At 72.1% G+C, this 18,635-nt stretch carries 15 protein-coding genes; 8 read left to right on the top strand and 7 right to left on the bottom strand.

The window, feature by feature from the left end; genetic code table 11:
- Positions 1 to 38 precede the first annotated feature (38 nt).
- Entirely contained in the window at positions 39 to 701 is a 663-nt protein-coding gene (locus tag LPA41_RS06275; protein WP_229069130.1) for a response regulator transcription factor, read from the top strand.
- A 72-nt stretch (positions 702 to 773) separates the two neighbouring features.
- Positions 774 to 1,856: an FAD-dependent oxidoreductase gene (locus LPA41_RS06270; protein WP_229068979.1), complete on the top strand. Its 1,083-nt coding sequence runs from the start codon at positions 774 to 776 to the stop codon at positions 1,854 to 1,856.
- Here the strand turns inward: LPA41_RS06270 and LPA41_RS06265 are convergent.
- A complete protein-coding gene (locus LPA41_RS06265) occupies positions 1,820 to 2,680 on the bottom strand; it encodes a hypothetical protein (RefSeq protein ID WP_229068978.1) in 861 nt (286 codons plus the stop codon). The genes LPA41_RS06270 and LPA41_RS06265 overlap by 37 nt on opposite strands.
- A gap of 85 nt (positions 2,681 to 2,765) precedes the next feature.
- Here LPA41_RS06265 and LPA41_RS06260 point away from each other — a divergent pair, with 85 nt between their 5' ends.
- Genes LPA41_RS06260 through LPA41_RS06245 form a run of 4 tightly spaced genes read left to right on the top strand, consistent with a single transcriptional unit; the run spans position 2,766 to position 8,754 of the window.
- Positions 2,766 to 3,449, top strand: coding sequence for a response regulator transcription factor (locus LPA41_RS06260; protein ID WP_229068977.1), 684 nt, complete (start codon positions 2,766 to 2,768; stop codon positions 3,447 to 3,449).
- The gene (locus LPA41_RS06255; RefSeq protein WP_229068976.1) at positions 3,446 to 4,912 is read left to right on the top strand and encodes a HAMP domain-containing sensor histidine kinase; all 1,467 of its coding nucleotides are present in this window, start codon (positions 3,446 to 3,448) and stop codon (positions 4,910 to 4,912) included. The genes LPA41_RS06260 and LPA41_RS06255 overlap by 4 nt, the downstream gene beginning before the upstream one ends.
- A 35-nt stretch (positions 4,913 to 4,947) precedes the next feature.
- Positions 4,948 to 5,514 carry a pyridoxamine 5'-phosphate oxidase family protein gene (locus LPA41_RS06250; protein ID WP_229068975.1) on the top strand — a complete coding sequence of 189 codons (567 nt, stop codon included), beginning with the start codon at positions 4,948 to 4,950 and terminating at the stop codon, positions 5,512 to 5,514.
- Between the two features lie 42 nt (positions 5,515 to 5,556).
- Entirely contained in the window at positions 5,557 to 8,754 is a 3,198-nt protein-coding gene (locus LPA41_RS06245; RefSeq protein WP_229068974.1) for an NACHT domain-containing NTPase, read from the top strand.
- Here LPA41_RS06245 and LPA41_RS06240 read toward each other — a convergent pair whose 3' ends face one another.
- The 4 genes from LPA41_RS06240 to LPA41_RS06225 form a co-directional block, all read right to left on the bottom strand.
- Positions 8,755 to 9,543 carry a tetratricopeptide repeat protein gene (locus tag LPA41_RS06240; protein WP_229068973.1) on the bottom strand — a complete coding sequence of 263 codons (789 nt, stop codon included), beginning with the start codon at positions 9,541 to 9,543 and terminating at the stop codon, positions 8,755 to 8,757.
- Positions 9,527 to 10,675, bottom strand: coding sequence for an MFS transporter (locus tag LPA41_RS06235; protein WP_229068972.1), 1,149 nt, complete (start codon positions 10,673 to 10,675; stop codon positions 9,527 to 9,529). The genes LPA41_RS06240 and LPA41_RS06235 overlap by 17 nt, the downstream gene beginning before the upstream one ends.
- A gap of 562 nt (positions 10,676 to 11,237) precedes the next feature.
- On the bottom strand, positions 11,238 to 12,374 hold the full coding sequence (locus tag LPA41_RS06230) for an RNA polymerase sigma factor (protein WP_229068971.1): 1,137 nt from the start codon (positions 12,372 to 12,374) through the stop codon (positions 11,238 to 11,240).
- Positions 12,371 to 12,778 (bottom strand): YciI family protein, encoded by a 408-nt coding sequence (locus tag LPA41_RS06225; RefSeq protein ID WP_229068970.1) that lies wholly within the window; start codon positions 12,776 to 12,778, stop codon positions 12,371 to 12,373. The genes LPA41_RS06230 and LPA41_RS06225 overlap by 4 nt, the downstream gene beginning before the upstream one ends.
- Positions 12,779 to 12,991: 213 nt before the next feature.
- On the opposite strand from LPA41_RS06225, the gene LPA41_RS06220 reads away from it, so the two are divergent.
- The gene (locus LPA41_RS06220; protein ID WP_229068969.1) at positions 12,992 to 13,150 is read left to right on the top strand and encodes a hypothetical protein; all 159 of its coding nucleotides are present in this window, start codon (positions 12,992 to 12,994) and stop codon (positions 13,148 to 13,150) included.
- A 103-nt stretch (positions 13,151 to 13,253) separates the two neighbouring features.
- Here the strand turns inward: LPA41_RS06220 and LPA41_RS06215 are convergent, their stop codons facing one another.
- Entirely contained in the window at positions 13,254 to 15,323 is a 2,070-nt protein-coding gene (locus LPA41_RS06215; protein ID WP_229068968.1) for a TPM domain-containing protein, read from the bottom strand.
- A gap of 214 nt (positions 15,324 to 15,537) precedes the next feature.
- Between LPA41_RS06215 and LPA41_RS06210 the strand changes: the two genes are divergently transcribed.
- Positions 15,538 to 17,109 (top strand): xylulokinase, encoded by a 1,572-nt coding sequence (locus tag LPA41_RS06210; protein WP_229068967.1) that lies wholly within the window; start codon positions 15,538 to 15,540, stop codon positions 17,107 to 17,109.
- A 43-nt stretch (positions 17,110 to 17,152) separates the two neighbouring features.
- Here the strand turns inward: LPA41_RS06210 and LPA41_RS06205 are convergent, their stop codons facing one another.
- A complete protein-coding gene (locus LPA41_RS06205) occupies positions 17,153 to 18,451 on the bottom strand; it encodes a metallophosphoesterase (RefSeq protein ID WP_229068966.1) in 1,299 nt (432 codons plus the stop codon).
- Between the last annotated feature and the right edge of the window lie 184 nt (positions 18,452 to 18,635).

Raw genomic sequence — 18,635 nt, 5'->3', positions numbered from 1 at the left:
GACAGAAAACCAAAATTCCTGATGGTGGGCGACGCGACGTGATCCGGGTGTTGCTGGCAGACGATCAGTCGCTGATGCGGGCCGGGTTCCGGGCGCTGCTCGACGCGGAGGACGATGTGGAGGTGGTCGGTGAGGCTGCTGACGGCGCGACCGCTGTGAAACTGGCGCGCCAGCTCAGGCCGGACGTCGTGCTGATGGACGTGCAGATGCCCGGGCTCGACGGGATCGAGGCGACCCGGCAGATCGGCGCCGACCCCGACCTCGGCGGCGTGCGGGTGCTCATTCTGACGAACTTCGAGCTGGAGGAGTATGTCTTCGCCGCCTTACATGCCGGTGCCAGCGGTTTCCTGCTCAAGGACGCCGATCCAGCCGAGCTGCTGCAGGCGGTCGCCGTAGTCGCTCGTGGCGAGGCGCTGCTGGCACCGACGGTCACCCGTACTCTGATCAAGGAGTTCGTGACCGGACAGCCGCCGGGCGACCCGGCCGTGGGGCGCGACGTGTTGACCGCCCGGGAGCAGGAGGTCGTCGAGCTGGTCGGCCGCGGCCTGACCAACGACGAGATCGCCAAACGTATGGTGATCAGCCCGCTGACCGCGAAGACACACGTCAGCCGGGCGATGCTGAAGTTGCACTGCCGCGATCGGGCCCAGTTGGTGGTGTGGGCCTACGAATCCGGCCTGATCGCGCCGCGCCGCCGATAATCTCGCAGGAAGCCCCCGCTGGACCGATGCGCTGGGGCCGCGTCGACGAAGCCTTGTCTAGAGTCGGGCGGTATGAGCAGCGTGACCGTGGTCGGGGCCGGCGTCATCGGGCTGAGCGTGGCCCACGAACTGGCCGCGGCGGGCCATCGGGTTCGGATCGTGGCCGCCCGGGACGCGGCGGCCAGCGTGTCGGCGGTCGCCGCGGCGTTGTGGTACCCGCATGACGTTGCGCTGACCGGGGAGGTGCTGGGTGCGGCGCGGTCGACCTACGACCGGCTGGCGCGGCTGGCGCGGGACCCGGCCACGGGCGTACGGATGCGGGCCGGCACGGTGCTGTCCCGGCGGCCGGAACCCGATCTGTCCTGGACGGAGGCGTTGCCGCGGTACGAGACGGCCACGGACCTGCCGCACGGACCGGGCGTCGGCGGCGTGCGGTGCGTCGTCCCGGTGGCGCAGACCGACGTCTACCTGGCGTGGCTGCGTGCATCGGTGCTGGCCCTGGGCGTGACGATCGAGAGCGCCGAGGTCGGGACGGTCGGGGACGTGGGCGGGGACGTCGTGGTGGTGGCGGCGGGGCTGCGGTCGGCGGAGCTTCTCGGGGACGACGACGAGGCGTACCCGATCCGGGGTCAGGTGGTGCGGCTGGCTAACCCGGGGCTGACCGAGTGGTTCACCGACGGTGACAACCCGGCGGGGCTGACCTATGTGGTGCCGCGCGCGCACGACGTGGTGTGCGGCGGCACCGGTGAGGTGGGGTCCTGGGACGAGCGGGTGGATCCGGCGATCGAGAGCGGGATCCTGAGCCGGGTGCGCGAGCTGGTGCCGGCCCTGGCGGATCAGCCGATCCTGTCGCGGGCGGTGGGGCTGCGGCCGGGGCGGTCCCGGGTGCGGGTGGAGGCGGTCGCCGGGCACGGGCGGCCGGTGTTCGCCTGTTACGGGCACGGCGGCGCCGGCTTCACCCTGTCCTGGGGCACGGCCACCCGGATCGCCGAGCTGCTGCGGGCGGACGGCCACAACGGGGCGGACGGTCACAACGGGACGGACGGTCGCAAGGGGGCGCACGGTCACAACGGGGCGCACGGTCAGAACGCGGCGCAGGGCCAGAACGGGACGGACCGTCAGAACGGGACGCAGGCCAACTCGCTGTACAGGTAGTCGATCTGGTCGGGCTTCAGGCTGGCACTGCGGTACATCTTGTGCCGCGGCGTGCCGAGCGTGACCGCGAGCGCCGGCCGATGCCCGGCGAGACGCAGCTCCACCAGCGTCGCCGGCAGCCCGTGCCGGAGCAGCAGGTGGCGGCTGAGCTGCCGGAAGCCGCGCCGGAACACCACCTGGTCGCTGACGTGGATGATCGAGGCGAAGAGCGGCAGGTTCTTCGGGCGGTCCCGGCGGAAGACGACGTAGCACCACCGGTTCCCGTACCGCATCACCACGTGCCGTGCCGCGGCCGCCGCCCGATGGTCGCGGTAGAGCTGGCGTTCGGCGCCGGTCAGGGTTCGTTCGAGGACGCGCGGGTCGGAGCTGACCCGGACCCGGCCGGGCACCGCCGGCCAGGGCAGGTTCGGCACGGCCAGCAGCGTGGTGTCGAGCGTCTCGAACCCGAGCCGGGTGTTGATCGGGACGACGCTGCCGCTCGGCGACAGGTCGGTGAAGTGGTATCCGTCCTGGGCCAGGAGCGCTTTCAGCAGCCGTACGCTGTGGAATCGGTGTTCCGGCAGCACGCACCAACCGGCCAGGTTGCAGAACGCCGCCGGCTGCCCGTCGATGACGCGGTTCGCGTAGAACGCCAGGTACGCCCCGACCACCTCGGTGTCGTCGCGGATCAGCATGAAGCCGTGGTTGGGCGACTCGACCGGCCAGGGCGGGATGATGGATCGGGCCCAGGTGGCGGCGGAGAGCCGGTTGTTGAGGTGACGGTGCAGGAACTCGGCCACCCGCGGCACATCGACAGGCATGATCGGGACGACGCGTACGGTCATCCGGTCAACACTATCGAGGTTCCGGTCAGGACACCGCCAGGGTGAACCCAAGCTTCGGCAAAGGTTTCGATGGCATCCTGTGGCGGTGGACGTGTTGCTGGTCGAGGATGACGACGCCATCGCCGATCCGCTGATCACCGGTCTGGCGCGGTACGGTTTCGCCGCCACCCGGGTCCGCACCGGCGCCGCCGCCCTGTGCGCGGAGCCGGCCGACATGGTGCTGCTGGACCTGGGGCTGCCCGACATGGACGGCATCGACGTATGCCGCCGCCTGCGGGAACGGTCCGCCACCCCGATCATCATGATCACCGCCCGGGGCGAGGAGACGGACCGGGTCGTCGGCCTGGAGCTCGGCGCCGACGACTACCTGTCGAAACCGTTCGGCCTGCGGGAACTGGTGGCCCGGATGCGTGCGGTGGCCCGGCGCAGCGGCACGGCGGGCAGCCGGCCGGGCGCCGGCGGCGAGCAGGTGCTCGGCAGCGTACGCATCGATCGCCGCACCCGCCAGGTCCATGTCGGCGGCGCCCCCGTGGCCCTGTCGCCGAAGGAGTTCGACCTGCTCGCCGTGCTCGCCGAAGACCCGGGTGCCGTCTACTCCCGCCGGCATCTGCTCGACACCGTCTGGGATCCGCACTACTTCGGGCCCACCAAGACCCTCGACGTGCACATCGCGGCGCTGCGCCGCAAACTCGGTGATCCGGCGCTGATCGAGACGCTGCGCGGCATCGGTTTCCGGATCGGCGGCGGCAGCGGCACGGGTACGCGGTGACCCGCCGCATCCTGGTCAGCTACCTCTCGCTGACCCTGCTGATCCTGCTCGCGCTCGGTGTTCCGCTGGGCACCATCTACGGCCGGCACGAACGGGACGGTTTCGCCGCCGACGTGGAGCGCGACGCGGTGATCCTCGCCGAGCAGGCCGAACCGGACATCGCCGCCGGCCGGCCCGCGCCGGTGCTCGCGCTCGCCGGCCGGTACGCGGCGTCCACCGGCGCCCGCGTGCTCGTCGCCGACGCGGGCGGGCGGCTGATGGCGTCCACCGCGGCCCGGCCACCGCCGGCCGACCCGGCCGTCGCGGAGGCGCTGACCAACCGGCACGCGGTGGGGTACCGGCGGGCGTCCGGCGGCGGGACGGAACTGTACGTCGCCGTGCCGGCACGCACCGGCGGAAACGTGCAGGGTGCGGTGCTCCTCACGTACCCCGCTGGCCTGGTCGATGCCCAAGCCACCCGCTTCTGGCTGGCGCTCGCCGCACTCGGCACCCTCACCCTGGGCGTCGTCGCCCTCGCGGGTCTGCTGCTCGCCCGCTGGATAACCCGCCCGATCCGGGTTCTCGAGGACGCCGCCGCCGCGATCGGGCGCGGCGCCGACCTGTCCACCGCCCGCATCGGCCCGCCGGAGCTGCGCCGCCTCGCGGACCGGCTCACCGAGACGTCACGCCGCCTGCACCGGTTGCTCACCGCGCAGCGCTCGTTCGCCGCGGTCGCCTCGCACCAGCTGCGGTCGCCGCTCACCGCGCTGCGGCTGCGCCTGGAGAACCTGGAACCGGGGTTGCGCCCGGCCGGCCCGGAGCCGGGGTTGCGCCCGGACCCGGAGCCGGGGTTGCGCCCGGACCCGGAGCCGGGCGCACGCCTCGCGGCTCCGCGATCGGATGCCGCGCCGGACGCCCGTGCTGATCTTGACGCTGCCATCGCCGAGGTGGACCGGCTCACCGACCTGGTGCAGGGTCTGCTCTCCCTGGCGCACCTGGAGAACACCGTCGCCGACCGCGCCCCCGTCGACCTGGACGCCCTGGTCACCGCGGGTATCGACGGCTGGTCCGCCTACGCCGCCGAGCAGGGCGTGACAGTGGCCCGCTCCCCCGCCCGGCTGGGCACGGCGCTGGCCATGCCCGGCGCGGTCGAGCAGATCCTCGACAACCTGCTGTCCAACGCGGTCCGCGCGGCGCCGCCGGGCACCACGATCACGGTGGGTGCGGCACCGGACCACCACGACCCGGCCACCGTCGAACTCCATGTGGTGGACGAGGGTCCGGGTCTGAGCGAGACCGAGAGGGTACGGGCCTTCGACCGTTTCTGGCGAGCACCCGAGTCCCCTCCGGACGGCTCCGGCCTGGGCCTGAGCATCGTCCGTCAGCTGGCCGAGGTCAGCGGCGGCGAGGCCACCCTGCGGGCCGCGGCCGGCGGCGGCATCGACGCGACGGTCCGGCTGCCCGCGGCCCATGGTGGAGACTGAGCACGCCGCAGCCGCGCCGACGAACGGGGAGACTGATGACCGGACCGGAACCCGACGGCCCCGACCCCGCCCCGGTGGCGGTCGGCGCGGCCGATCAGCGGGCCGTGCGCGCGGCGATGTGGGCGACCGTGCCCCGGCTGCTCGCCGAGCATCGGTACGTCGTCCTCGGCACCGCCGACGAGCGGGGCCGGCCGTGGGCGACACCGGTGTTCTACGCGCCCGACGGTGACCACCGGATCCTGTGGGTCTCGGCGCCCGGCAGCCGCCATTCCCGCAACATCGGCGCGCGACCCGAGGTGGCCCTCACGGTCTTCGACTCGCACGCACCCATCGGCGGGGCGGAGGCGCTCTACCTGGAGGCGACCGCGGCACCGGTCGACGGCGACGCCGCCGCCGCGGCCCTCGCCGTGCTTAACACCCGCCTGCCGGACGATCGGCGGCTGGCACCGGACGACCTGGAACCGGCGGGGACGCTGCGTCTCTACGAGGCCATCGTCAGCAGGCACTTCGTCCTCGTCCGCGGCGGCGACACCCGTTTCGACAACGTCACCGACGGCCGCCTCCCGGTCACCCCGCCCGACCCGGACCACCCTGCGGGCTGACCGACCTTGACGGTCCGGGATGCGGGACCAATCATCGATCGGATGGCACGTTCCCCGTACACGCTCGAAGGCGCGCGCGAGATCCTGTCCGGACCGGACGACACATGGCTGAAGGCGCTGGATTCGCTGCTCGGGGTGGGCATCCTGGCCACCGGCCCGTTCGGCTTGGCCGCCTGGGGATGGGTCGACCAGAAGAACGAGCTGATCACCCTGCTCGGCAAGCTGACCTCGGCCGGGCGGGAGCGGCTGGGCGGGCGGCACTCACCGGAGCGGTACGACGTTCTCGCGGCCACCCACACGGCGCTGGTCCACGGCGCCTTCTTCGCCGCTCTCCGGGAGGTCGCCGGTCCCGCCGTCACGAAGATCGGACTCACCGACGACGAGAAGAGCCGCCTCGTCGAGGGCGCGCAGCCGGAGACCGCGCGGGACGGGATCCAGCGGGCGCTGGCGAGTTCCCGGATTCCGCTGCCGTGGGCGGGGTGCGGGTTCAGCGTCAACCGGGACACGGTGGTGCGGCGGTTCTACGAGGACCTCACCCTGCGCTGCGTCGGCTTTTTCCAGCACTTCGAGGCCTGGCACCGGGTGGACTCGGTCCGGCACACCGACCCCCTGGTGCGGGACGTCGTCGATCGGGCGCTGCGCCGGTACGAGGCCGAGTACAAGGCGCTCGCCGCGGAGGTGCCCGAGTTCGGCATCTGGGCCTCGCTCGGCGAGATCGAGGGCACCCGGTCGGAGGCCCGGCGGGCGGGTGAGTCCCTGAGCCGTCTGGAAGACCTGATGATGTCGCTGTCCGGGCGGGCGGACCGGCCGACGAACCGGGTACGGGACGTCAGCGCCGCCGTCAACCGGGCCGTCCTGGAGGATCCGCTCTTCGCCACGGACGCCACCGACGACCTGGCCGGCCTGCGGATCCCGACGGTGCAGGAGGGCTACCTGACACCGAGGTTCCGCTGGACGGTCATGGCGGAGGACTGCCGGCCCGCGGACGACGACTGGTGGGAGACCGCTCACCGGGGCAACGACCTGGACACCTTCCTGGCGGCCTACTTCGCCGCACCGCAGAGCCACCAGCGGCCGCTTGTCGTGCTCGGTCTGCCCGGTGCCGGCAAGAGCATGTTCACGAAGGTCTGCGCGGCGCGCCTGTCCGGAAGTGACGCCTACGCCGTCGCCCGGGTACCGCTGCGCCAGGTCCCGGACCCGACCGCCCCGATCCACCAGCAGGTCTCCGGTGTGCTCGACAAGGCGACGAACGGCCGGGTCTCGTGGACCGAGCTGAGCGAGGCGTCCACCGACGCGACCCGCGTGCTCCTGATCGACGGCTTGGACGAGTTCATGCAGGCCTCCGGCCATGCCGAGTCCAACTACCTGCAGAACGTCGTCGAGTTCCAGCGCGTCGAACACATCGCCGGCCACCCGGTCTCGGTCGTCGTCACCTCGCGCACGCTCGTCGCCGATCTGGCCCGCATCCCGGTCGGCTGCCTGGTCCTGAAACTCGACAACTTCAGCCCCGAACAGGTCCACGCCTGTCTGGACGTCTGGGACGGCGCCAACCCGGGCCAGCCGTCCCGCATCCCGCCGGCCGAGGCCGTGCTGTCCTACGGGGAGATCGCCCAGCAGCCGCTGTTGCTGCTGCTGCTCGTCCTCTACGGCGCCACGACCGGCCTGCCGGCGGTGGAGAGCGACTCGACGCCCGCACAGATCTACGGTGGCATCCTGCGCCGGTTCATCAAGCGGGAACTGCGCAAGCCGGCCGGTTCCGACCCGGCGGACGCGGACGAACCGCAGGTCCGTGCCGAGCTGTGGCGGCTGGGAGTCGCCGCCTTCGGCATGTTCAACCGGGGCCGGCACTACATCGAGGAGGCCACGCTGCTGGCCGACCTGGACGCGCTGGAGCAGGCGCCACGGCAGCGCACCGTTCAGCGGCGGACCGGGGCACTCACCGCGGCCAGGCGGGTCCTCGGCAAGTTCTTCTTCATCCACGCCGCCGAGGTGGACGAGGGTTTCGAGGGGCGCAGCTACGAGTTCCTGCACGCCACGTTCAGCGAGTACCTGATCGCCTCGCTCACCCTGGGCGAGATCGTCGAGCTGTGGGAGACGCAGAACCGCCCGTCGTCGCAGAACTGGGACGACGACCGCCTCTACGCCCTGCTGTCGCACCAGCTGCTGGACTCCGGTGGCGCCGCCATCCTGCCGTTCGTGACGCAACTGCACGCGACGTTGCCCGAGCCGGTGGGCCGAGGGGTCCGCGAGATGCTGCGAACCCTGCTGCGGCAGTCGGAGGAGAGGTGGGACAGCGGGCGGTTCGCCGCCTACTCACCGTCGGCACAGACACCGCTTCAGCGTTTCGCCGCCTACACGGCGAACCTCGTCATGCTGCTGCTCCGCGTCGACGCCGAACCGGTGACCCTGTCATCCATCGCGCCCGCTGAGCAGGAGCCGACGACGTGGTGGCGAAAAATGGTCGGCGTCTGGCGGGGCTGCCTCGACATCTCCCTGGAGCAGATCGAACCTCTGATCGAGCCAGAGCCAGCGATTCAAAGGGTCACCCACAGTGGTTCTCAACCAATCGTGCACGAGGAGCGGTTGCGGTTCAACAAATTCGAGGCCATGGTGCTGAATGCAGGATTCGGTGTCATCAGCAACCGTTACTTCATCGGCAGCGACGATCGGGAAATCTACTTCGCCGGGTACGCGGCGCGCGCGCTCCTGCACCAAGATCAAGCGTATTTGATTTCCGGAACCGCCACAGCCATGCTGCGATCGAACTTTCTAGAAGTCCGTCCTGATCTACGGCAAATGCTTGTTGCACATGCCGTGAGAAATCCTGAGGGATTCAGTCGAGATGATGCAGTAACACTGCTTAGCTTCACTCATGGAGAACCTTCCAGTCAGACCTGGACGCAGTCCCTCCTCATGGCGCAGTATCCCGCATTGACGAGCGACGCCTATATTTCCGTTCATCTCGCCGCCGACGGGAGCGCCGCCGTCAAGCTCGCCCCCTTGCTGGCCGGCATGTTGATCTGGGATGACGACCGCATGCCGGTGCGCAACATCTTCGACCGGCTGCCGGAGGACCTGCGCAACCGGATCGAGGAGTGTGGCGCCGCCGTCGCTCCCCTACATCAGTCGATCGATCGCCGCCGCCTGGTGCTGCTGGTGGCGGACCTCCTCCTCCCCCTGCTCGAAGCAGCCGACCTGGGCGACATCACCAGACAACTCGGGGTGATCGATCAAGTGTGATCACCAGGTCTCCAGGGTCCGACGCAGGGTGTGGTCGGGTGGCAGGGTCGCGCCGGCGATCGTCAGCGCCCACGCCACCGCCCGGCTCGACTCCGCCGCGTCACCGAGTTTCTCCGCCACGACCGCGATGTTGATCAGTGTTCGGATCAGTTCCGGGTGGTCGGGGCCGAGGCGCGCCGACTTGATGCGTACCGCTTCGGTCAGTCGTTCCAGTGCCAGCGGCAGGTCCCCGCGCTCGGCCGCCAGGGCGCCCAGGTTGGTCAGCGCCACCGCCACCTCGTAGTCGTCGGCGCCCAAGCGTGACCGGAAATGGTCAAGCACGTGCAGGAGCAGGCCCTCGGCGGCGTCGCATTCGCCCGCGGCGAGCAGGATCGGGGCGAGGTTGCCCTCGTCGTACAGGACCGACAGGTGGTCGGCGCCGGCTGTGCGGCGGCGCAGGTCGAGCCCCTCGCGGCCCCAGGTGGCGGCCGCCGCCAGGTCACCGAGGACGAACTCGATGCCGGCCAGGTTGTGGTGCAGCGTCGCCACGTCGTCGGCGTACTCGTCGCCGAACGCGGCGGCGATGGCGAGCGCCTCGAGGTAGCGGTCCCGGGCCTCGGCGTAGCGGCCGGTCGCCTTCAGCAGCAGGCCGTGCGAGTTGCGGACGCGCGCCGCCGCGATCGAGGCCCTGCCGCATTGCCGGTCGACCCGGGACACGAGCGGTTCCAGGACGGCTTCGGCGTGCGGGTAGCGGCCGCGTTCGCGCAGTTCGTCGGCGCGGAGCAGGGCGTCGTCAAGGCTGAGCGTCAACGGGTGCCTCCCCGGGCCGGGCGTAGCACAACAGGAACGCGGCGACGGCGGCGAGCGCGACGGCCCCGTACAGGATCGGGGTGATCCGTCCGCTCGCGGCTGTCGCCGAGGTGAGCAGCGGGCCCACCGCCATGCCGGTCGTCAGGGACAGGCTGGAGAGCGCGTTGTAGCGGCCGCGCAGGTCGTCCGGCGCGATCGCGTTGACCAGGGTGGGCAGGGCGCCGGCGAGCAGGAGTTCGCCGGCGCCGACGAGGACGGCGGCGCACGTCAGCTCGGCGCGGATCGGCAGGGCTTCGGGGATGCAGACGGCCCACGCCAGCGCCCACAGACCGGCCGTGGCCAGCAGGGCGGTGCGGGCGGGGAGGCGGGCGGTGAGACGCCAGGCGATCGGGGCGCCGGCGATGATGGTGACGCAGTTGGCGACGCTGAGCCAGGACAGCGCGGCGGGATCGCCGGCGGCGATGGCGAGCAGCGAGGGTGCGGCGTTGAACAGGCCGTAGCCGACGGTGGAGAGCAACGCGGCCGCGCCGAGCAGGAGCAGCAGGTAGCGGTCACGCAGCGCCTCCCGGTAGCCGCCGGCGGTCCGGCCCTCGACGGGAACGGGCGCGGTCGCTGACCGGCCAGTTATCAGCACCAGTCCGATGCTGATCAGGCAGAACAGGGCTGCTGCCAGCCAGAGCACCGGCATGCGCGGGCCCAGGAACAGCGCGCCCAGCCCGGCGCCGGCGGCCATGCCGATGTTGAACATGACGAACTGAAGGGTGTAGACGCGCTGGTGCCGGTCCGGTGGGGTGAGCACGGCGAGCCGGGTGGCGAGCGCCGGGATCGAGATGGACCAGCCGAGACCGGTCACCGCCACGCCGGCGGCGGCGGCGAACAGGCCGGGGGTGGCGGCGAGCAGGAGCATACCGGCGGCCGCGATCATGAGGCCGAGAACCATGACGGTACGCCCACCGAAGCGGTCGATGAGCACCCCGGCGAGCGGGTTGCCGAGCAGGCTGGTGATCGCTGCCAGCGACACGACGCCGGTCGCCAGTGCCAGGGCGATGCCGCGATGGGAATGCAGCAGGACGATGAGGTACGGCTGGGTGAGCCCGATGCCGAAGGCGGTGGTGAGTTCGCTCGCCAGCAATGTCCGGACACTGCCGGGAAACCCGCTCGGGCTTCCCGGCAGTCGCGTCTTGAGATCGCTCATTTCCCGGCGCGACCGGGAATTCCGGCGCGTCCCAGAACGGCCTCGGAATGGTTGAGCGAAGCGCCCCGGCGGAGCAGCGCCTCCGTGTGGTTGAGGTCCCGGCCCCGGCCGAGAAGCATCTCCGTGTGGTTGAGGCTCCACCCCCGGCGGAGCAGGACCTCCGTGTGGTTCAGCTCCCGGCCCCGGTCCAGGACGACCTCGGAATGGTTGAGCGAGGCACCCCGGCGGAGAACCGTCTCGGAATGGTTGAGCGAGGCACCCCGAACAATTTGAGCAGCCATTTTCTTTGCCTTTCATCGAGACGTCCGATCGATTTCTGGTTCCCACCATAACCAGCGGATCGGACTCTCGAATGCCCCGTTGGAGTGGCCCCCGGAATGGTGAGCGCGGAACGGGTGGCGGTTCACCCCGCCGGGGTCGGCCCGGGATGAGGATGAATGAAACCGAACGGCGGAGGTGGCTACCCCAGCCGCAGGGGATCAGTGCCGGTCGCCGGGGGTCAGTGCGGGCGGCGGGCGTTGAGCCGGGCCGCCTGGCGGGTCAGGTGGTCACGTTCGGCGAGGTTGGAGGCCTTCGTGGCCGCTTCCGCGTAGAGCCGCGCCGCCGTCGACAGGTCGCCGTCGCGCTCGTGCAGGTACGCCGCGACGGCCGTGTAGCGGGGCAGCGACCCGTCGAGGCCGGCCAGCGCGGCCAGGCCGGCACGCGGGCCGTCGGCCTCACCGACCGCGACCGCCCGGTTCAGCCGCACCACGGGGCTGTCGGTCAGCCCGGCCAGTTCGTCGTACCACTCCACGATCTGCACCCAGTCGGTCTCGTCCGCGGTGGGCGCGTCGGCGTGCAACGCCGCGATCGCGGCCTGGGCCTGGAACTCGCCCAGCCGGTCCCGGAACAACGCGGTCTGCAGGATCGTGACGCCCTCGGCGATCAGAGCGGTGTCCCAGCGGCCGCGGTCCTGCTCGGCCAGCGGCACCAGACTGCCGTCGGCCGCGGTGCGGGCGGCGCGCCGGGCGTGGTGCAGCAGCATCAGGGCGAGCAGGCCGTGCACCTCCGGATGGTCGATGACGGCCGCCAGCTGCCGGGTCAGCCGGATCGCCTCGGCGGCCAGGTCGACGTCACCGGAGTAGCCCTCGTTGAACACCAGGTAGAGCACGCGCAGCACGGTGGCGACGTCGCCGGGCTGGTCGAACCGGACATCGGCGACGGTGCGCTTGGCCCGGCTGATGCGCTGCGCCATCGTCGCCTCCGGCACCAGGTAGGCGTCGGCGATCTGCCGGGTGCTCAACCCGCCGACGGCGCGCAGGGTGAGCGCGACCGCCGACGACGGCGTGAGCGACGGGTGCGCGCACAGGAAGTAGAGCCGCAACGTGTCGTCGCGCGCCGCCGCCGGACCGGCCGGCGGCTCCTGGTCGGCCAGGTCCTCGCGCCGCCGGCGCGCCGCGTCCGCCCGGGTGGCGTCGACGAACCGGCGCCACGCCACCGTGACCAGCCAGCCCTTCGGGTCCCGTGGCGGGTCCGCCGGCCACACCCGGACCGCTTCCACCAGGGCGTCCTGCACGGCATCCTCGGCCGCCGCGAAGTCGGCTCCGCGGCGGACGAGGATCCCGATCACGCTCGGGGTGAGCTCGCGCAGGTTCATTCCGTGACGGTCGGCGGCATCGTCAGGAACGGCCGCAGCTCCAGCCACTCGTGGATCGGCTTGCCGCCCGCGCCGGGTGCGGCGGACAGTTCCCCGGCGAGTTCCACCGCGCGGTCGTGGCTGTCCACGTCGATCACCATCCAGCCGGCGATCAGGTCCTTGGTCTCGGCGAACGGGCCGTCGGTGATCGGCGGGCGGCCCGGGCCGTCGTACCGCACGAAGGTTCCCTCCGGGGCCAGCGCCTCACCTCCGGCGTACTCGCCGGTCTCCTCCAGGCGGGCCGCGAAGTCGTTCATGTACTGGATGTGCGCGGAGATCTCCTCCGGCGTCCACTTCTCCATCGGCACGTCGTTGACGGCCGCCGGCGCGCCACGGTAGTGCTTGAGCAGCAGGTACTTCGGCATGGTGGAACTCCTCCGCTTCGTACGACCCATTGTGGCCGCGGTCGGTCTTCGTCTTCCGCAGCGGGGACGGAGCCGGGTCCCGGTTCTCGACATCCCGGCCGGAAAAAGATTCCGGCGATGTCGCTGATCACTGTCACGGCTGGTTGGCGGCGGGTCCGGGTGGGCAATCCGGGGGCGTACGCCCTCGTCTGTCGCCGTCGAAGGAGACCCGCCATGCGTTCCCTACTGATCGCCCTCGGTGTCGTCGCCGTGGTCCTGATCCTGCTCGGGCTCTTCCTCAAGGCCGTGAAGTGGCTCTTGATCATCGGCGTGATCGCCCTGCTCGCCACGATCGTCCTCGGCATCGTGAAGGGCCGCCGCACCCTGCGCTGAGCTGCCGCGTTCAGCAGTGCTGCGGACCCGGCTCGCTCGGCGGCGAGCCGGGTCTCGCCGTGAGCAAGGCTTCGCGATGGCCGCACGGGCCGGCTGACCGCGATCAGAAGCGGCCACCGCCGCCCCGGCGCCCACCGCCACCGCCGCCGCCCGAGCGGCGGGCCCGTGATCCGCTGCCGCCGAAGCCGCCGCCACCCCAGCCGCCGCCACCACCCCAGCCGCCGCCGGACCGCACCCCGCCGGCAACGATCCCACCCAGCACCGCGCCCGCGAACGAGCCCGCGTCGAAGCCACCGCCGTGCTGCCCATAGGGACCGGCGCTGCTCCACGCCCGCACGTCGGCCTGCGCGGAATGCCCTGCCGCGGCCGCCAGGTCCCGGGCCTGCTGGGCCTCCCGCATCGCCGCCGCCGGATCAGTTCCGGACAGCTGCTCCGCCAGGGCGAGGTGCCGGTGTGCCTCGGCGAGCCGGACCCGCGCGTCCGGGCCGACCGCGCCGCGCCGGGTGGCGACGAAGTTCTCGGTCGCGACGACCTCGGCGCGGGCGACGGGCAGGGTCTGGGCGAGGAGCGTACGGGCGTGGGCGTCCCGCTCCGCCTGCGCCTGCACGGCCTCCAGCGCCGTGTCCAGCATCGCGTCGGCGGTCTGCAGCCGCGCCACGATGGCCACCGGGTCGGGCCGGGACACCGCGGCGGCCGTCCGCGCCTCCGCCACCGCCTGCTCCCCCGCCGCGACGGCCGCGGCCAGGCCGGGCGGAACGGTCCCGCCGGGCGCCGGAGCGTGCAGCGCGGCCCGGCCGGCCGCCATCTCCCCTTCGATCTCGGCGATCAGCGCGTCCACCGCGACCCGCGCGGCCGGCAGGTCGGCGGCGGCCTTGTCGACCGCCGCCACCAGCTGCCGCGCCTGCTCGATCGCCTGCTCGGCGGCCCGGACCGCGAGCGCCGCCTCGGCCCGCCCGGTAGCCGCTCCGTCCGCGCCTGCCCCGCCCGCAGCCGCCGCGCCCGATGCGCCCGCACCGGAAACGGGAGCCGCGTCCGACGATCCCAGCGCCGCCCGCGCCCGCCCCAGCGCGTCCCCCGCGAAGGCCAGCCTCTCCCGCGCCTGCTCGACGTTGCCCTCGACCGCGGTGACCGCCGCACCGCTGTACCGGGCCACCAGATCCGCGACCCGGCCCTCCGCGACCGGCAGACTCGCCGTCATCGCGGACAGTTCCCGGTCCAGCTCCGCGGCCACCTCACCGGCCCGCCCTTCGAGGTCCCGCAGCCGGTCGAAGGCCTCCGACTCCGCGTCGAGGCGGGCGTCGGCGTCCCGGCACAGGTCGATGATCCGGGACAGGGTCTCGCGGCGGGTACGCTCGTCCGGCGCCGGTTCCTCCTCCAGGGTCATCCGCAGCCGGAACGCCTCGGCGACGTTGCCGCGCGCCGCGGACAGGGCGGCCTGGAACCGCTCGGTGGCCGCGGCCCCGTACTGTGCGGTCGCCAGCTCCGCCTCGCTCGCACTGGCCCGCAGGTCGTCGTCGAGGTCGATGAGCAGGGCGTTCGCCTGGTTCGTCAGGTCTTGCAGGCTGGGCCCGGCCGGGGTGGGTGCCGCGGCGGGCGTGCGGCGGCGCCGGCGCAGGATGACCCAGACCAGGGCACCGATCAGGATCACCGCGAGGACGAGTACGGCGCCGAACAGCCCCGATCCTCCGTCGCCACTGCCGCCGCCGGCCGCGTCCGCCAGGCCCCGGGCTCCGGCGACGACCGCGCCGGACCAGTCCTGCCGGGCGAGGGCCGGTTCGATGTCGTCGGCGGCGACGCCCGCGAGTTCGCGGTCGCTGATCCGGGAGTCGTCGGGGAAGGAGTACGCGTACGCCCGGTCGGTGGTCGCGACCGCCAGCAGCGCGTCCCGGTCGCCGAGGTCGCTGAGCCGGGCCGTCTCGTCGGTCCACTGCTGGGCCGGTACCCCGCCGAAGGTGCCGACGAAGACCACGAACAGCTGGATGCCGGTGTCCTGCTGCAACTGCCCGAGTGCCGCTTCCACCCCGGGCCGGTCGTCGAGGACCCCGGCCGGGTCGGTGACCTGGGTGGCGAGCCGCCCGGGCGCGTCGGCTCTCGCCGCGGCCGGCAGCGCGAGCAGGCCGGTGAGCAGGACGACGAGCGGCAGGACCACGGTCCGCCAGGGCTGCACAGTCACCCTGTCAACCTAGAACACCGGGCTCCTACCGGCTCGGCGGCGCGACGTCAGGCAGAAATGTGCGCGTTAACATCCCCGTACCCCTGGAAAGCGCCGCGACCCGCTGGTTCGCGTTAACAAAGGTCCGCCGGGCCCCTCCCGCCGTCCGGGGTGTCTGCGGTAGAAAATGACGATGAACGACACACAGGCACGGCCGGCGGCCGACATTCGTAACATGATCGACACGGGCCGGACGGCGATCGGGATCGAGCTGGGCTCGACCCGGATCAAGGCCGTGCTGACCGGCCCGGACCACGCGGCCGTCGCGGCCGGCAGTCACGACTGGGAGAACCAGTTCGTCGACCGGGTCTGGACCTACTCCCTGGAAGCGGTCCACGAGGGCCTCCAGGCTTGCTTCGCGGCGCTGGCCGAGAACGTGCGCCGGCGGTACGGCACCGAGCTGCGCACCACCGGCGCGCTCGGCGTCTCCGCGATGATGCACGGCTATCTCGCGTTCGACGCCGACGGCGAGCTGCTCACCCCGTTCCGCACCTGGCGCAACACCAACACCGGTGCCGCGTCCGAGGCGCTGAGCGACACGTTCGGCTACAACATCCCGCACCGCTGGAGCATCGCCCACCTCTACCAGGCGGTGCTCAACGAGGAGGAGCACGTCGGGCGCCTCGCCCACCTGACCACGCTCGCCGGGTACGTGCACTGGCAGCTGACCGGCCGGCAGGTGCTCGGTGTCGGCGACGCCAGCGGCATGTTCCCGATCGACATCGCCACCGGCGGCTACGACACGCGCCGGCTCGCCCAGTTCGACGAGCTGGCCGCCGGCCGGGTGCCGGTGAAGCTGGCCGAGCTGCTCCCGGCGGTGCTGCCCGCGGGTGCGGCCGCCGGCACCCTCACCGAGGCCGGCGCGCGGCTGCTCGACCCCAGCGGCACCTTCCAGCCCGGCGCCGTGATGTGCCCGCCCGAGGGCGACGCCGGCACCGGCATGGTCGCCACCAACTCGGTGGCCCGCCGCACCGGCAATGTCAGCGCCGGCACCAGCATCTTCGCGATGATCGTGCTGGACGGCGAGCTGAGCCGGGTGCACCCCGAGATCGACCTGGTGACCACGCCCGCCGGTGACCTGGTGGCGATGGTGCACTGCAACAACGGCGCCAGCGAACTCAACGCGTGGGCCGGGCTGTTCGCCGAGTTCGCGGCCGCGCTCGGCGTCGACAAGGACAGCAACACGATCTTCGAGACACTGTTCCGGTCGGCCCTGGACGGCGCCCCGGACGGTGGCGGCCTGATGGCGTTCAACAACCTGTCCGGCGAGCCGATCACGAAACTGCACGAGGGCCGGCCGCTCTTCTTCCGTACGCCCGGAAGTTCGCTCGATCTCGCCGGCTTCATGCGCACCCAGCTGTACGCCGCCCTGGCCACCCTGCGGATCGGCATGGACGTGCTGCAGAAGTCGGAGTCCGTCCGGCTGGACCGGATGTTCGCGCACGGCGGCCTGTTCAAGACCGAGGGCGTGGCGCAGAAGCTGCTGGCCGCGGCCATCGACACGCCCGTCTCGGTCGGCGACCTGGCCGGTGAGGGCGGCGCCTGGGGCATCGCGGTGCTAGCCGGCTTCCTGCGCGACCGGCAGGAGGGGCAGAGCCTCGACGACTTCCTCACGGGTACGGTCTTCGCCGGCGCGCGGCTCGACACGGCCGAGCCCGACCCGGCCGACGTGGCCGGTTTCACCGCGTTCATGGAGCGTTACGTGGCCGCCCTGCCGGTGCAGCAGGCCGCCGTCGACAACAGCTGACGCCGTGCGGATGCCGGCCGGGTTGATCGCCCGGCCGGCACTGTCACGCCTGGCGGGAGGCCAGTTCCACGACGGTGATGTCGGAGGGCGCGCCGACCCGCACCGGCGGGCCCCACGCGCCCGCGCCCCGGCTCACGTAGAGCTGGGTGTCGCCGTACCGTTCCAGCCCCGCGTTCGTCGGGTTCGCCAGCTCCGCGATGTAGTTCCCCGGCCACATCTGCCCGCCGTGCGTGTGCCCGGACAGCTGAAGATCCACACCGTGCTCGACGGCCTGGTGGATCGTGACCGGCTGGTGGGACAGCAGCACCGAGGCGCGGGACGGGTCGCGGTCGCCGAGCGCCGCACCGAAGTCCGGGCCGGCACCGTCGTCCTCACCCGCGATGTCGTCCACGCCCGCCAGGTCGAAGCCGGGCAGCTCCACCCGGGTGTTCCGCATCGGCTGCATGCCCAGCTCGCGGACCTTGGCGACCCACGGTTCGACACCGGAGATGTACTCGTGGTTGCCGGTCACGAAGAACGTGCCCATCCTCGACCGCAGCCCCCGCAGCGGCTCCACCGAACCGGCCAGGTCCGCCACGTCCCCGTCGATCAGGTCACCGACCACCGCGATCAGGTCCGGCTGCGTACCGTTGATGGTGTCGACCACCCGCCGGCAGAAGTCCGCGCCCAGGATCGGACCGAGGTGCACGTCGCTGACCACGGCGATGCGCAGGCCGTGGGCGCTGCGCGGCAACTTCGCGAGCGGCACGGTGATCCGCTTCACCGACGGCCCGTTCAGCACCCCGAACGCGCCGGCGCCGACGGTGCCCAGCGCCGCCGCGGCGGCCGCGCCACCCGCGATCCGGGAGACGAAGACCCGGCGGGAAAGAACCTTCGCGGGTACGCCCTCCGGCGCGCCCCCGGCCGCCGACCCGTTTCCACCGTCCCGGCCGTCGTCGCCCGTCCCACCCGCGACGCCGCCGGACATTCCCGCCGATACCATCTCGCCGCTGGCGTTCACGCCCGCCCGGACCCCGTCGCGGCGGCTCGCCAGCCAGCGGCTCAGCAGCGGACGCACCACCTCGCCGGCGACGACGCCGAGGAACAGGTAGAGCAGGAGGGCCAGCCACAGGTATCCCGGCCAGGCCACCACCCGCGCGGCAGCATGCGGCAAGCCGGCCTGCTCGCCGGCGAGCGCGCCGACGGCGAGGACCGGGCCGGCCACGAAGACGACGGTGCCCGCGCGTCGCCACGGGCTTCCGGGTGCGGTGGTGTCGCGGACGAGCCGGCGCCAGACGTACCAGTGTGCAGTTCCCAAGATTGCCAGCACGACGGCCAGCACCAGCACGAATACCAGGATCACCCGCCGAGGTTATGCGTTTCTTGACGGATCAACCAGGTTCTCTCAGTCCCCCCTCAGCTGCGGGCGTGTCCCTGGATGAGTAGCCGCGGTAGGTGGGTCCGCGTGGCGGTGTTGATCTGCTAGCGATGCGAAATCGCGGTTTCAACCCCATGATCACAGCGATTTCGTAGCGCTAGCAGATCAA

This window comes from Actinoplanes sp. DH11, assembly GCF_020873875.1.
Lineage (GTDB): Bacteria > Actinomycetota > Actinomycetes > Mycobacteriales > Micromonosporaceae > Actinoplanes.
Note: the sequence above shows the minus strand (reverse complement) of the source record. Positions and strands in the feature narration are given on the sequence as shown.